General features: G+C 32.0%; 11 protein-coding genes. 6 read left to right on the forward strand and 5 right to left on the reverse strand.

Annotation, left to right across the window (positions count from 1 at the left end):
* The 5 genes from ROY99_08575 to ROY99_08595 all read right to left on the reverse strand — a co-directional run.
* The coding region (locus ROY99_08575) for a hypothetical protein (GenBank protein ID MDT3696436.1) at nt 1-235 on the reverse strand (235 nt) is incomplete at its 3' end.
* A 245-nt stretch (nt 236-480) separates the two neighbouring features.
* Complete coding sequence (locus ROY99_08580) at nt 481-1851, reverse strand: sigma-54 dependent transcriptional regulator (GenBank protein MDT3696437.1); 1371 nt, start codon at nt 1849-1851, stop codon at nt 481-483.
* Nucleotides 1841-5440 (reverse strand): protein kinase, encoded by a 3600-nt coding sequence (locus ROY99_08585; GenBank protein ID MDT3696438.1) that lies wholly within the window; start codon nt 5438-5440, stop codon nt 1841-1843. The genes ROY99_08580 and ROY99_08585 overlap by 11 nt, the downstream gene beginning before the upstream one ends.
* Nucleotides 5441-5461: 21 nt before the next feature.
* Nucleotides 5462-6709 carry an ABC transporter permease gene (locus ROY99_08590; GenBank protein MDT3696439.1) on the reverse strand — a complete coding sequence of 416 codons (1248 nt, stop codon included), beginning with the start codon at nt 6707-6709 and terminating at the stop codon, nt 5462-5464.
* A gap of 2 nt (nt 6710-6711) precedes the next feature.
* Nucleotides 6712-7698, reverse strand: a complete 987-nt coding sequence (locus ROY99_08595) for an ABC transporter permease (GenBank protein ID MDT3696440.1) — start codon at nt 7696-7698, stop codon at nt 6712-6714.
* 119 nt (nt 7699-7817) lie between these two features.
* On the opposite strand from ROY99_08595, the gene ROY99_08600 reads away from it, so the two are divergent.
* The 6 genes from ROY99_08600 to ROY99_08625 all read left to right on the forward strand — a co-directional run bounded on the left by ROY99_08600 (nt 7818) and on the right by ROY99_08625 (nt 15486).
* Entirely contained in the window at nt 7818-8528 is a 711-nt protein-coding gene (locus ROY99_08600; protein ID MDT3696441.1) for an ATP-binding cassette domain-containing protein, read from the forward strand.
* Nucleotides 8525-9337, forward strand: coding sequence for an ATP-binding cassette domain-containing protein (locus tag ROY99_08605; protein ID MDT3696442.1), 813 nt, complete (start codon nt 8525-8527; stop codon nt 9335-9337). The genes ROY99_08600 and ROY99_08605 overlap by 4 nt, the downstream gene beginning before the upstream one ends.
* Nucleotides 9315-9782 carry a Cys-tRNA(Pro) deacylase gene (ybaK, locus tag ROY99_08610; GenBank protein MDT3696443.1) on the forward strand — a complete coding sequence of 156 codons (468 nt, stop codon included), beginning with the start codon at nt 9315-9317 and terminating at the stop codon, nt 9780-9782. Before ROY99_08605 ends, ybaK begins: the two co-directional genes overlap by 23 nt.
* 344 nt (nt 9783-10126) lie before the next feature.
* The gene (locus ROY99_08615) at nt 10127-12562 is read left to right on the forward strand and encodes a T9SS type A sorting domain-containing protein (protein ID MDT3696444.1); all 2436 of its coding nucleotides are present in this window, start codon (nt 10127-10129) and stop codon (nt 12560-12562) included.
* Nucleotides 12563-12691: 129 nt separating this feature from the next.
* On the forward strand, nt 12692-14383 hold the full coding sequence (locus ROY99_08620; GenBank protein ID MDT3696445.1) for an FG-GAP-like repeat-containing protein: 1692 nt from the start codon (nt 12692-12694) through the stop codon (nt 14381-14383).
* A 158-nt stretch (nt 14384-14541) separates the two neighbouring features.
* The gene (locus ROY99_08625; protein MDT3696446.1) at nt 14542-15486 is read left to right on the forward strand and encodes an aldo/keto reductase; all 945 of its coding nucleotides are present in this window, start codon (nt 14542-14544) and stop codon (nt 15484-15486) included.
* Nucleotides 15487-15490 lie beyond the last annotated feature (4 nt).

Genomic DNA, 15490 nt, shown 5'->3' on the forward strand with positions numbered 1-15490 from the left:
CCAACTGGGAACCTGATCTGACAAACATATATCTTGCGCCAAGTTCATCCAACTGAGAATTTGATCTGTTCTGAAAGATCATCTTATCAGCTGTTTCACCTGAGTTAGATATACTGACTTGTTGTTCAATTAGAGTTGCTTCGCCCTGCACTCTATATCTTACTGCTTCTTCTACTTGAGCAAAAGATGCAATTGATAGAACAAACAAGATCAATATTATAAGGGATTTTTGCATAGCACCCACCTTATTATTGATGAAATAATTAGAAAAAAATATTTTTTTCTTAAAAGAAACTTTAACTAAAGTTTGCCCTCTTTTAAGTATTTATATTAGACAATCGAAATGCCAGTAAAATAGGTTTGAAAATTGAAAAGATAAGACAAAAACAAGAAATGGCGGTAAAATTTACAATTTTTAATCAGAAATTATGTTTTTTATGTAAAAAATATTTACACAAAAAAGTTCAAAATAAAGTGATTTTATTTCTTTTTAGAGATTAAAGAATCGAGTTTTGGTCTTGAAATGCCTAATAATTTTGATGCCTGTGATTTATTTCCGCCCACTTTATCTAAGACTTTCTGAGTATAGAATTTTGTTAGCTTCTTTAAATCTGTTGTTCCAAAGTTTAAATCTAATCTGATTATATTATCCGGCAGTTGATTATTAGAATCCGAGTTAATTGATACAGCGGAGGCAGAATTTCTTAAATTTGAAAAGTCACTTAATTGTAAATTTCCATCGTCTGATAAAAGAACAGCTCGCTCAATAACGTTTTTTAATTCTCTTACATTCCCGGGCCAAGGATATCCGAGAAAAAAGAATTTGAGTTCTTTATCTATCTTTTTTACAGATTTATTAAAACTTTTATTGAATTCTGAAATAAAGAAATCTGATAATGTTATAATATCTTCACCTCTGTCTCTCAAAGGTGGTAATTCAATTGTAACTACATTTAATCTATGATACAAATCTCTTCTGAAAGAACCTTCAGCAACCATTTGCTCAATATTCTTATTTGTGGCAGAAATAATCCGGGCATTAATTGGTATATCAGTAACTCCTCCCAATCTTTTAATTACTTTCTTTTCAATTGCTCTAAGAAGTTTTGCCTGAAGACTTAAACTCATATCTCCAATTTCATCAAGGAACAAAGTTCCTTCATCTGCAATCTCGAACAGCCCAAGTTTACGAGTTCGGGCGTTTGTAAATGCACCTGCTTCATATCCGAATAATTCAGATTCCAGTAAACTTTCGGGAATAGCAGTACAAACTATATCAACAAAAGGCTGCTTTCTGTTTTTTCCATAATTATGAATAGCTCTTGCAAACAGTCCCTTACCTGTTCCGGTTTCCCCAAGTATTAAAATATTAGAAGCAGTTTGTTCGGACACTTTTTTTGACAGTTCTATTGTTCTGGCAAATCTTTCAGAACTGCCTATGATGTTTGTAAGACTAAATTTATCCCACTTTGAATTTTCAGTTTCTTTATCGGATGTTTTAAACAGTCCATCAGATACAATTTCTTTTATGTAATTAGTAAATTTTAGTATCTCATAAGGGAAAACAAAAATATCTTTAAGTCCCATTTTAGCAATAGTACTTACTAACAGCGCGTTATTGTTCCTTACAACAACAACTATTTTATTTTTTATATCTCTTTTTATCGGAAAGACTTCATTGAGTAAACCAGAAGCCAGCGAATCTATCTGAAGTATTATTATGGTATCATCTTCAGCAGCAAATGCTTTTGGATTAGTATATGCAATAGGTACACTTTCAAGTTCAACCTGTCGCAAAGCAGAATTGATAGTGCTTATATCCTCATTATCAGAATATATTTTAATGTTCACTTTGCTGGTATTCATTAACTTGAATTTTATTCCCGATTAATAAAAGTTTTTCTAAAGTTTTTTTTCTTTCCGGATGATTAAAATATACTGATCTTAAATTATTATTTAAAATATTTTCACCAATCATATTTAGTAATTCATAAGAATAAAGACGAGGTTTCTTTAACTTAAAGATATTTCCTCTTTCATAATAAATAAGTGTTATCTCATACAGAACTTTCCAGGTTAATTCAGATATGCTATGATCTTCCAGAATATTATAAGCATCCTCAAAGTATTCAATTGATGATTTTTCGGGATTATCAGATTTTAATAAACAGATTTTCCCTAAGAAATAGTTTTTATATGCCAGTAAGATAATATTTTCTTCAATAAGTTCATTAGTGATTAGTGTGTTGAATAAACCTAGCAGCTTATCATATTGAGTAGTTCTTAATAGATAATCGCAATAGATAATAATTATTTCAAGTTTATCTTCTTGCGTCCCATTAATTATCTGTTCAAAGAATTCTTCCAATTTAACATTCGGTTTAATAACACTCGCAGGATTTAACTCAAGTAAAAACTTAAGAAAATTAAAATAGAAGTAATACTGCTCAGAGTTAGTTAAAGCCGTATTACTGAATTGCTCAATCTTATCTTGAGTCTTATATAATTGTTCAAAGTCTCCCAGGATATACCATAATTTTCCAAGCGAAATAAGAGAGCGAATTTTTTCTTCAATATTGCCAAATTTATTGAATAGATCATTAGCCTTAGTTAAATACTCATAGCTTTTCTGATAATCACAAATTTGAATATATACATTACCAATATTATACGAAGCATTCGCTATTTGAATTTTCAAGCCTATTGAGTTTAAAATATTTATTGCACTGAACCAGTTACTTAAGGCAGACTCATAGTTCCCTTTATTGCTGAAAAATACACCGTAATTAAAATATATGGCACTTTCCTGTTCAAGGTTTCCAATTCTGGAATTAATTTTTAGAGCTTTATTCCAGTTTTCCTGTGCTTTAGTTTGATTACCCAGGATATCATAGTAATTCCCAATATTTACATACATACCAGCCATACGGCTTTTAAGTTGAGAAGACTCGTATTTCTGTAAGGCAAGCTCAGCAAGGTTCAAACTTTTTTCAGGATTATTCTTTATTTGAAACTCGATAATTGATAATAAATTAAGCACTTTTCCGCATGCTTCGTCGCTAGAGTTTTTATTATTTATCACAAGGTTACAGTATTTCTCTGACTCAGAAATATTATTTAGATCAAGTTCTGCAAAAGCAAGATTAACATAAATATTTAATAAAAAATTTTCATCTGATATTTTTGATGCAAGACCTAGCAGAATTTTTTTCCCTTCAGTAGCCTCACCAAGTTCTATCAAACTGCTGCCTTTAATGGATAATATTTCGTTCAAATCTGATTCAGATAAATTATCAGTTTTAAGGCTGTAAATAATCTGCATAGCAGATGTATAATCACTTAACTTGAATAAAGTTTTTACTAATTCAATATATAATTTTTCGCGAGTATTATCGGAAATAATCAGTTTAAGAGAGTTATCAAGAAGTGTACGTTTATAACTAAAAGCATTTTCTTTTTCAGCTTTTAAAATTTCTCTATTAATTATTTCAACTGCTTTTTCATTTTCGCCGGCTAATTCATATTGTCTTGCCAGTTCAATGTTGTTAAACTCAGGAAATAATTTCTTAATTGAGTTTGCGATTACAAGATGAAATCTTGCTTTATTATTTATTGTAGAATAAACATATCTTTTAAAACTAAAAGAATTTATCGCCGGCGTATAACTCTGATTTAATATTCTAATAATATTTTTTTTCTCAAGTTCGCTGAGGAGAAATTTTAATTTTTCATTTCCAACATCAACTAACGCCGATAGAACAGTTTGTTCTACAGAAATATTAAATGATGAAATAATTTGTGCAAGCTTTAACTCCAGACTGTCTAAATTGCTCAATCTTATGCGGTATATTTCTTCGTGTGAACTTTGAAGTGCTAAATTTGTTTCTTCGGAACAATCAAATGAGCTTTTGCCATTGTTGAACTTTAAAACATTCAGCAGGATTAAATCTTTAATAAATTGCCTGATGTTCCCCGGTAATAGATCAGAGTATAATGCAATATACTTATGAAGTTCATCTTTCGGGAATGAAGAAATATAACTTAGATTCAGAAACTCTTTCAGGTGATGCTCTGTAAATGGATTGAGTTGGAATTCGTAAGTATTACTGATATTTAAGGAGCTTTGATCATAATCCGATGACTCAGTAATAATAACTTTTATACCTTTAATTTGAAAAATCCTGATCAGGTTTGTTAAGACCTCAATTGTATAGCTGTCGTATAAATTATAATTATCAAATAGTATTATTAAATCAAATCCAGCCGTTAATGTATTAAAAACCGTTTTTGCAGATTGTATAATCTCCGATGAATCCTTATTCATTGAATCCAAAACATATTGTATGTGATCAGCTTTATCCTTATAAAGAATTTCAGTAAACAATATTTTCTTCAAAATGAATTTGATACACTCAAGTCCTGTTTTTGTCCCAGGGTTTTCTATAAGTATTGAATTTTGATATTTCTCATGAATATAATTCAATAATGAGGTTTTACCTGCACCATCAAACCCCGTAATTGTAAATACTTCATTGCTGTTTTGATCATTAATATAAGTGTTGATAATATTTATAACATCTTTTCTTCCACTCAGTACTTTAGCAGGGATAAAATCCTTGGTCATATCCAAATCAATTTTAATATCTAAATCAGCAAGTACTTCTAATGCATTTGAATATCTTTCTAAAGGATCTTTCTTTAATAGTCTCTCAATTACTTTTAAAATTCTTTTAGAAAATATGCTCTCTCCAAACTCAATTTCTTCTTCCAGATGAGCTTTATAAATTTCAAGTTCATTTGAAGATTGATATGGGAATTTGTCATAAGTTATTTTATATAATAATACACCAAGCGCATACAAGTCCACTCGGTGATCGTGTGTTTCATTCTTTAAAACTTCGGGGGCTAAATAATTAGGTGTACCTCTGATTACAAAACATTCACTTTCGGATACTTTACCAACAAACCCAAAATCAATCAGCTTAATTGCTGGATTATTTTCTTTAACTGATACCAGTATGTTTTCAGCTTTAAGATCATAATAAATGTAATTGGATTGATGAAGATAAAACAACACAGAACAGATTTGTTTAATAATAGAATGAAGTTGTTTTTCATTGGTCAGGTTTTTGTAATTAAGCAGCTCTACTGAGTTAAAATATTCAATTAAAATAAAAGGTGAACCAACTTCAATTTCATCATCTTCTTCATCCTTAATCAGAACTGAACTTATTTCAAACGGCTTTATAATATTGGGATGATCAAGAGACAGCAGAGTAAAATATTCTTCCCGAAAAAAATGTTTTTCTTCATATGAAGAATCAACTGGCAAAAACTTTGCAGCAACTTCACGTTCAGGAAATTCAGTATCAATAATTCTAAATACTTTGCTTCTGCCTTGTCCGATTTTTTTTTGAATTATATATCTGCCATTAATCATTTCTTAGGACATATATTTATTTCACAATTTTCTGCCGGCTTCATTTATCGCCAGTAGTGTAATTATTAAAACTGATCCAGGTGCCAGCACAAGCCACCAGGCTTCACTTAAGTATCGTTGACCGGATTGTATCATTTTTCCCCAAGAGGAATAATCATTCCCCGTACCTAAGCCTAAAAAACTTAATGCTGACTCGGCTAATATAACATTACTAAACTGGAAAATCAGATTTACTATAACAGGTACAATTATAACAGGCAGTATTTCTTTTATTAACAAATCTCTTTTACTTAAACCAATTAGTTTTGCAGTAAGAAAAAACTCTCTGTGCTTTACAGTAACCATTTCACTTTTTGTAATTTTAAATAAACTCATCCAGCCGGTAAAACCTAAAACTAAAATAACTGTTAATAAATTATTTCCGAAAAATGCAAGAAAAAGCAGAACAAAGAAAATTGCCGGAACAGTTAAAAACAAATCAGTTATTCTTGATATTACAATATTAGTCAATCTACCGCTTTGTGTTGCTATATAAGCAAGAGTAATTCCGAATAAAAATGAAATCAACACGGCAAAAAATCCTACCAAAAGTGAAATCCGGGAACCAAATACAATTCTTGTAAACACATCTCTTCCAAACTCATCAGTTCCGAACAGAAAAAATTTGTTATATATCTGTATTCCTTTGCTGTTTGTCTCCAATAACGATTTATCAATCACTATCTCTTTACCAGCCTGATAATATTTAAACTCAGAGCCGGTGTTTGAACTATCAAAGAAAATTATTTTATTATCGTACGGTTTATAAATAATAGAATTATATAAAAACATCAACTTCTCTTTTTCGGTTACAGCAACATTTTCATTGATTAGCTTTACATATTTAACTGATGAAAGCGGAGGTAATAGTTTTGTTACGGAAATATTTTTTTGAAAATCAGGATGTTGTGTGGTAATAATCGGTGCAAATAAAAAACACATCAGTAATAGTGAAATTATAATATTGACAAAACTTATTTTCTGCTGAAGTTTTTTATTAATTGATTTTGATAAAACAATTGTAAAAAGTAATATGAACAGCAATAAAATTGAGATAATGTTATCTATAAATGAAAGGTCAATAATTTTAAGGACTTCACTGTCTTTTGTGAATAAATTTGTTATAAAAACATACATTAAATACAGCATACTTATTATGTAATTACTCCTCAATAGAATCAGAGACAACAGAAGAACCAGAATCAATCTTAACAATGTAAATTTTTTCATTACTACTCTATCAATTCTTTTATGAGTCTCTTATCAAATTTAACTTTTACTAAATCAGCTATCAGGTTAGTAAGAATCATTATCATACCAGCAATAAAAGTACAGCCGATTACTAATGGATAGTCGTGATTAATTATTGCTGATACTGTTAATCTGCCCATACCTGGCAATGAAAAAATCACCTCAGTTATTAAGGCGCCGCCCATTAAAATACCAAACTCAATCCCCGCAGCAGATATCAACGGTTGAATTGCATTTGGCAAGATATGTCTGTTGAAGATTTCTTTTTCAGAAAATCCACTTGCTCTTAGATTAGTTACAAAATTCATTTTTGCAATTTGTGTGAATCCATCCCGAAGATATCTATAAAACAGGGCAGAGCCGGCTGCTGTTAAAGTAATCAAAGGTAAAATCAGATGGTAAAGATGATCTGACATTTTTTGAAGTATTGAAGCAGAATCATTGTGTATAGATTCTATTCCAGAAGTTGGAAACAAATTCAGACTGACAGAAAAAATAATGATCAAAAACAATCCCAGCACAAATGAGGGGATAGTGTAAATAATAACTGCAAAACGGTTTGTTATCCTGTCAATAAATCTATCTTTATACTTGAATGTAAATCGTGCGATTAAAAATGCAATCAAGAATTGTAAAAAGAAACTTATAGATGAGAAAATGAGAGTAAACAAAAAATAATTTTTAATAACAGTTAAAACCGATGTCCTGTATGTGTAGGAAATTCCAAAATCTCCGGTAAATATTTTTGTAAGGAATGAAAAATACTGAATGTGGATTGGTTGATCTAAATTAAATGATTTTTCTATATGCGTAATAAGTTCAGGACTTAATTTTGGTGAAATAAATTTTTGTACCGGATTTCCGGGAGCTAATCTGATTAGAAGAAAGACAAGTGTAATTAATAAAAATAAGACAAGTATTGAAGTTAAAATTCTGTTGATAAAAAGTTTCGATAGTTCTGATTTCATTTGTTAATGAACTTGTCTTAAAAATAAAAGCTTTTTATTCAATTAGGTTTTCTTACAGTAAATACTAATTATTCGTTTGTTAATTTATTAATTTGGATAACAAAACCAAAAAATTGTTTATGCTTAAAACTGATATTAAAGAAATCTCGAGTGTTAAAGCGGATAAGAATTTTAATCTGCTTTCAAATATCAATTTCGAATTATCAGAGGGTAAAGTTTATACAATACTTGGAAAAAACGGAAGCGGAAAGACTACTCTTATCAAATCACTTACAAAATTACTTGATTCAAAAACATTTAATGTAAATGCTGATGTGTTCTGGTATGACAGAAATATTTATAAAATGAATGAAGATGAATTGCTGGGATTAAGAAAGAATCAGATTAGATATGTTTTTCAGGATTTAACAAACAATTTTGATCCTTTGAAAAAACTGAGTTACTATTTTTCAAAAACTGAATTGGAATTAACTGCCGTTGATAAACTTCTGTCAGATTTTTTATTACCGGAGTATAAAATTATATCCGAACTGTACCCTTATGAATTAAGCGGGGGTATGGCTCAGAGAATAAGTTTAATATTTGCTGTTATTCCTGCTCCAAAATTATTAATACTTGATGAACCAACTTCAGCTTTGGATTATATAAATACAAATCTTTTGAAATTTTTGTTTACTGACTATTGCAGCAAAGCAAATTCAGTAATTATTGTAACCCATGATATGGTATTTGCAAAAGCTGTATCCGATGAAATAGCAGTTTTAAAAAACGGTACTATTTCTGATTTTGTTAAAACTGAAAATTTTTATGAAACTGCACTTGTTTTATGAAAGACACAATTTTACAATTAGAAAATGTTTCTTTTACAGCTAAAGATAACAGCCTGTTTAATCCTGAAATAAAAAGTATTCTGAAAGATATTTCATTCAGCTTTGAGCATAGAAGGATATATGGATTAACCGGTGAATCGGGCAGCGGTAAAACTACTTTGGCAAAATTAATTACAGGAATTATTAGAGATTACTCAGGCAAAGTAACATTTAATTACAAGAATAACTGGAATGATGTTTTATCAAGCCCTGTCCAAATGCTTTTTCAGAATGATGGATATCTGATTAACCCGTATAGAATAATCAAAGATATATTCAATGAAACATTCAGGGTAAAAAACAATTCCCGAAAAAATTATTTTAAGGAAATTGAAAGCTTATTTACTAATCTGGGTTTAGACCATAAACTTATTAACAGCAAAGGCTCTCAACTTAGCGGGGGAGAACAACAAAGAATTGCTCTTGCAAGGATATTAATAATTGAACCTGAGTTATTAATACTTGATGAACCATTTTCTTCTCAGGATATAGAAGCAAAATCATCACTTATAGAATTAATTGTAAATACAAATAAAAAAGCACACACAACAATTATTTGTATATCACACGATATTTATGCGCTTAGAGAATTTGCAGAAGAGATAATAATTCTTTCAAATGGAAAGATCATTGAAAGCGGGGCAGCAAATCAGATCTTTAATAATCCTCAGATCGAACACACAAAATTCCTGCTTAGTGCACAGTCTTTAACTTTATCAAAAGAAGAGATAATTTCTCACTTAAATGATGAGCAAAACAAACGCAATTAGAATAGTTGAATCACTTAATATTAAACATAAAGTTGTTTCCTATGAAGTTGATGAGAGCGATTTAACCGGTGAAACTGCAGCATTTAAAACAGGAGCTGATCCGGAAAAGGTTTTTAAGACTCTCGTTTGTAAAGGTGATAAAACGGGGCATGTAGTTTTCTGCATTCCTGTTACATCTGAACTAGATTTAAAGAAAGCAGCATCTGAAAGTGGAAATAAAAAAGTTGAAATGATAAAGTTAAAAGATCTTTTCTTACTGACAGGTTATGTAAGGGGAGGATGTTCGCCAATTGGAATGAAAAAACATTTTCCGACTTTTATTGATGAGACTGCTCAGTTGTTTGAACAGATTTATGTTAGCGCTGGTGTAAAAGGGACACAACTGATAATTGCACCTGACGACCTTTTGATTATTATAAAGGGAAGTTATGCTGATTTAATTTAAATAGTATCTTACCATATTTTTTGGTTCACACCCACAGAATATTTGGTGAGTGTGATTATTCAGTTTTATCAGTTTTCCAAAGCTACCTTTCATAAATATTAAATAGCTGAATATAAACCTCAGTTTGATTATGTGAGAAATGAGAATTTTAAGAAATGCAATAATCATGAGGATTGAAGACCTTTAAAAGATTAAATGGGCTTTTAATTTTGAAAACACCAGTATCAAATATCTTTTTTGTAAAACTAATTTGGTAGCATTTAATTTTTTTTTAACTTGAAGAAATAATTAATAGCTATTTTCGGTCAACATCTTTTTACTAACTAATTGAAGGATTAAATTATATGAGAACAACTTTTCGGTCTTTCTTCATATTGTTAACGGCAATTTATTTATTTATGCCGTTGATTACTTTAGGGCAAACTGCTCCACTTGAGTATTATATTCAGGACTTCAAACTTAATTCCGGCAGTAAAGATGGTAATGAAAATTACGGGTCCAATCCTGAACTTGCATTTTCGGCTGTAATTGAAATTCCTGATGCTCCCTGGATACAATTACATTTTGATAAAACTAATCTCGGTAAAGAAAGTTATGTGATTATTACTTCTTTATTCGACCATCAATGGCAAAAGCTGAATGTAGCATCGCTAGAGCAATGGAATAATTACAGTGCATTCTTTAACGGCAATTCTGTTAAACTTGAACTTTTTGTCGCTCCCTTTGATAAAGAAATTTTAATAAATGTTGATGAAGTAATTGTTGGTAAATGGGCAAATGGTGTTGTAACAGAATCTCAATGCGGACCAACTGATGACAGAGTATTATCAAATCAGCCAGCAACAGCAAGGCTATTAAATGTTGGCTGCACTGCCTGGATTATCCCTAACGGTAAGTTTGCAACTGCCGGGCATTGCCTTGATGGAAGTAGTGCAAATGTAGTTGAGTTCAATGTTCCATTATCTTTACCAAACGGAACACTTCAGCATCCCGGTCCTGAAGATCAGTATTCGGTTAATGTTTCTACAAAAGTTTATCAGGATGGCGGGATAGGCAACGATTGGGGAGTATTTGAAGTTTATCCTAATTCAAATACCGGTTTAATGCCAAAGCAAGCTCAAGGTGCTTATTGGCCATTGGTTCAGAGTTATAGTCCTGATTCTATTAGAATTACGGGCTATGGAGTGGATTATGATAATCAAAACTATAATCAGGTTCAGCAGACACATGTAGGACCGAATGCAGGTTCAAGCGGCACAACAATGAGATATGTAACAGATACAGAAGGAGGAAATTCCGGAAGCCCTGTAATTGATGCATTAAATAATGTTGCTGTAGGTATTCACACACACGGAGGTTGTACTACTTCGGGCGGTAATAATAATGGAACAAGTACATTTCATACTGCGTTCTGGGCGGCTGCTGATGAAGGAGCCGGCGGATGCCCGGTCGAACCTCCTTCAAATCCAAATCCTTCAAATGGTCAAACTAATGTTGCGCTTACTCTAAGTGAATTAAGCTGGACAAACGGTACCGGTGCGGTTTCAAATGAACTTTATTTCGGAACTGATCCAAATGCTCTTACACTTGTCCAAAGCGGAACATTAGCAAATAGCTGGACTATAACTGGTGTTACGTTTGTTTATGGAACAACCTATTATTGGAGAGTAGTAGAGATTGGTGATACCTGTAATACAAACGGATCTTTATGGAGTTTTACATCTGTTCAAGACCCCAATTTAGTTGAGAATTGTGAGCCGTTTAATAATATAAGCAACTGGACTGCAGTAGGACCATTAGGTATGACAAATTGGACTGTAAGTAACTCAGCGAGTGCTGGAGGAACAGCTCCTGAATTAAGAATGGGCTGGTCGCCTTCATTTAACGGTAAGTCAGTAATTAGATCAGGTGTTTTGCCTTTGATAAATAACTATGAAACATCCTTTTCATTTAGATTTTTCCTTGACTGGTATGCTGACCCAAGCGGTACAGCAACAGTAAGCGTTACTTATGATGGCGGTGTTACAGAGCAGATATTACATCAGGTTGTTAATCCGACAGCTAATGTAGGTCCTACTCAGATTACAGGAACTTTTACAACTCCTGCTTCGGGTTCCGATAGTGCTAAATTACAGATTTGGTTCGAGGGTAATTCATTTAATATCGATTATATATATTGGGATGATTTATGTATTGGTCAGATCATTCCCGTAGAGTTGACATCTTTTACAGCAACAAAACTCGCTAATGAAGTTCAGCTAAACTGGATTACAGCAACCGAAATAAACAATCAGGGTTTTGAGATTGAAAGAAAGAGTTTTGAAAACGGAACTCAAAGCTCAGAGTGGATTAAAATTGGGTTTGTTCCGGGATTTGGAACAACAATAGAAATGAAATCTTATTCTTATACGGATTCAAAACTTAATTCCGGGAAATATATTTATAGATTAAAGCAGATAGACTTTGATGGAGCAGTTAAATATTCACAGGAAGTAAACGCAGAGGTAACAGTTCCGTTGCAGTATTCACTTGAACAGAATTATCCAAATCCCTTTAATCCAAGTACAAATATAAAATTCTCTCTTCCTTCAGAAACGAAAGTAGTATTAAGTGTTTTTAATACTCTTGGAGAGCGGGTAGCTGAAATTGTAAACGGCACAATGAAAGAAGGATATCACGAAGTGGTATTTGATGCAAGCTCTATACCATCAGGAATATATTTTTACAGAATGGAAACAAATAAATTTACTGATGTGAAAAAGATGATAGTAATCAAGTGATCTTTTAGTAACCGATTAACCCCTCTGATTGAGGGGTTTTTTTATTATAAATGAGATTAATTAAGAGAAATGCTTAATTTAACATCAGTTAAATAAATTTTTCATAATAAACTAAAATGAGTTTTAGAAATGAAAATTTTTTTTCTCCTCCTTTTTCTTTCTTTTTCATTTGTTAATATTAATTCCCAGGTACCTTTTAATCAAAGTCCGGATTGGATATCTGCTGATATCTCAAATGTAGCTACAGGAGGAGCATTTGCAGATATTAATAATGATGGCTGGCTGGATTTTGTTGTTGCAAACGGTAACGATATTTCTATCCAAACACTTGTTGTTTATTATAATGATGGAACAGGAAAATTTCCTTCAGTACCATATTGGCAGTCAGTTGATTCAGATTATCATGGTCACTTAGCGGTTGGTGATGTAAACGGAGATGGATGGGCTGATGTAGCTGTCTCGGTTTATATAGGAAAAGGCGGCTTTTCAACTCCCGGAAAAGTTAAATTATTTTTGAATAATAACGGAACGCTTTCTTCAAATCCGGATTGGGTATCAGCTGAATTATTTTATACTTTCAGTTGTGCATTTGGTGATGCTGATGGTGACGGTGATCTCGACCTTGCTGTTGCTGCTGGTGAAGCTTATTATGTCAATCCTGCTCAGTTAAGGATTTTTTATAATGAAAATGGAAATCTGGAATCAATTCCTTCATGGAAGAGTCAGATTTCTTTTTACAGCTATGATGTATGCTGGGCTGATTTTGATAATGATGGAGACCTTGATTTAGTATGTGCAGGAGAAAGTAATCCGAATTATATTTTTGAAAATTATGGTGATTCAATAAGCGTTACTCCAACCTGGCAATCTGCCGATGCAAGTAAATACGCAAATTCTTTATTTGCAGGTGATGTTAATAATGATGGTTTTCTTGATCTGGCAATTTCAGATAACAATCAGCTTGGCGGAACGGGCAGATTTAAAATATATCTTAATAATAACGGTACTTTGGAAACGACTCCTTTTTGGTCTTCATCTTTTTCAGGAATGGGTTCAGGGATAAATCTTGTTGATATTGATAATGATGATGATCTGGATCTAATTACTGGCGGCTGGTGGGAGCCGGTCAGAATTTATTTAAATGATGATGGAAATTTCAGTTCAACTCCTGATTATGTTAGTACAAGCTCGAGTGTTGTTGAAGTAATAGTATGTGGTGATGTTGATAATGATGCGTTGATTTCAGAAGTTATGTATGATGTGGGTCCGAATAAATTATTTTATCTGCCCCAGAATCATATACAAAAGATCAACAGAATAATTGTTGCAGGAGACACTTTACAGTTAAATGAGTACTGTTATAATCTTGAAAATGGCTGGATCAGTTTGGCAGCTAAGCCGGATTCAGCAGCAGAAATTATAATTGAGTATGTTTATTCAAAAGATATAGATATAGGAGTAACAAACTGGGATCAGAATATCGGGAATTATGTTTTCCTGAATAAATCAAATCCGGTTTCCATTGAAAGTGAAACAGAACTTCTCAACAGTTTTATTTTATCTCAAAACTATCCTAATCCATTTAACCCTGCAACACAAATACGATATACAATTAACAGCAGGCAATTTGTTTCACTGAAAGTTTTCGATGTTTTAGGAAACGAAATAGCTGTTCTGGTTAATGAAGAAAAACCTGCCGGTAAATACACAATTGAATTTAATTCAGAATCAAGAGCTAATAATCTTTCAACGGGAATTTATATTTACCAATTGCGTGCAGGTACATTTGCCGAATCAAAAAAAATGTTATTGCTCAGATAGATTTTTCATTACACAGATGGATAATTTCCAAACTGCAAAAATCTGTTTGGTAATATCGTTTACATTGCAGTTATTCTTTTTTATCTTTGATTTAAATAAGAAAGGAGAAAAGTATTAAATACAGAAAACTTGGCAATTCAGATGTAAGTATTTCTGAAATCAGTCTTGGCTGCTGGACAATGGGCGGATTAAACTGGGTAGATGGAGTTCCGAATGGCTGGGCTAATGTTGAAGAAAAAGAAATATCTGAAGCGATAAATTATGCGATTGATAACGGTGTAAATCATTTCGATAATGCAGATGTCTATGGTAACGGCAGAGCAGAACGTATGCTTGCCCGGATACTTGGAAAACGATCAAACAATTTTATTATTGCAACTAAAGTCGGATGGTTTCCCGGAACAGCAGAACACTCCTATGAACCCGGACACATTCGCCATCAATGTGAACAGTCTTTAATAAATCTTAAAAGAGAGTACATTGATATTTATTATTTTCATCACGGTAATTTTGGTGAAAACGATATGTATCTTAATGATGCTGTAGAAGTTATGTATAGGCTGCGTGAAGAGGGGAAAATAAGACTGATTGGACAATCTGCATACAAACATGAAGAATTTGTAAAACTGATCCCGAAGGTAAAACCGGATGTTATTCAAAGTTTTGCCAGTGCACTTGATGATAGATTCTTAGCAGATGAATCACCCACAAGAAAACTGCTTGATAAACACAATATTTCCTTTATTGCTTTTGGACCGATTGCACAAGGGTTGCTGCTCGGTAAATATCATCATCGAAATCCGCCTCAATTTGAAGAAGGTGATCATAGAGCGAAAAAGAAAATCTTTTATTCAGAAAATCTTGCAAGACTGGAACCTAAAATTGAACAGCTGAAAATAAAATTTGGACCATCAAATCAGGAGTTATCAAGAGCTGCTTTGCAGTACATATTATTTTATAAACAAGCAGGTGCTGTAATTCCGGGTTTCAGAAATCTTGATCAGGTTAAATCAAATTTAAGCGGTATGGATAATCCGTTAACTTTAGAAGAGTTTGAATTTATTAAACAATTATTTGCAGACTATTTACAAAACAAATTATAGGTGT

This window comes from Ignavibacterium sp. (assembly GCA_032027145.1).
In the GTDB taxonomy this organism is placed as follows: Bacteria; Bacteroidota; Ignavibacteria; order Ignavibacteriales; family Ignavibacteriaceae; genus IGN3.

Excerpts from the sequence above, each read along its gene's own strand:
- ROY99_08620 (MDT3696445.1), top strand. The coding sequence starts at position 12,692 with ATGAAAATTTTTTTTCTCCTCCTTTTTCTTTCTTTTTCATTTGTTAAT.
- ROY99_08590 (MDT3696439.1), bottom strand. The coding sequence starts at position 6,709 with ATGAAAAAATTTACATTGTTAAGATTGATTCTGGTTCTTCTGTTGTCT.
- ROY99_08605 (MDT3696442.1), top strand. The coding sequence starts at position 8,525 with ATGAAAGACACAATTTTACAATTAGAAAATGTTTCTTTTACAGCTAAA.
- ybaK (MDT3696443.1), top strand. The coding sequence starts at position 9,315 with ATGAGCAAAACAAACGCAATTAGAATAGTTGAATCACTTAATATTAAA.
- ROY99_08615 (MDT3696444.1), top strand. The coding sequence starts at position 10,127 with ATGAGAACAACTTTTCGGTCTTTCTTCATATTGTTAACGGCAATTTAT.
- ROY99_08585 (MDT3696438.1), bottom strand. The coding sequence starts at position 5,440 with ATGATTAATGGCAGATATATAATTCAAAAAAAAATCGGACAAGGCAGA.
- ROY99_08595 (MDT3696440.1), bottom strand. The coding sequence starts at position 7,698 with ATGAAATCAGAACTATCGAAACTTTTTATCAACAGAATTTTAACTTCA.
- ROY99_08600 (MDT3696441.1), top strand. The coding sequence starts at position 7,818 with ATGCTTAAAACTGATATTAAAGAAATCTCGAGTGTTAAAGCGGATAAG.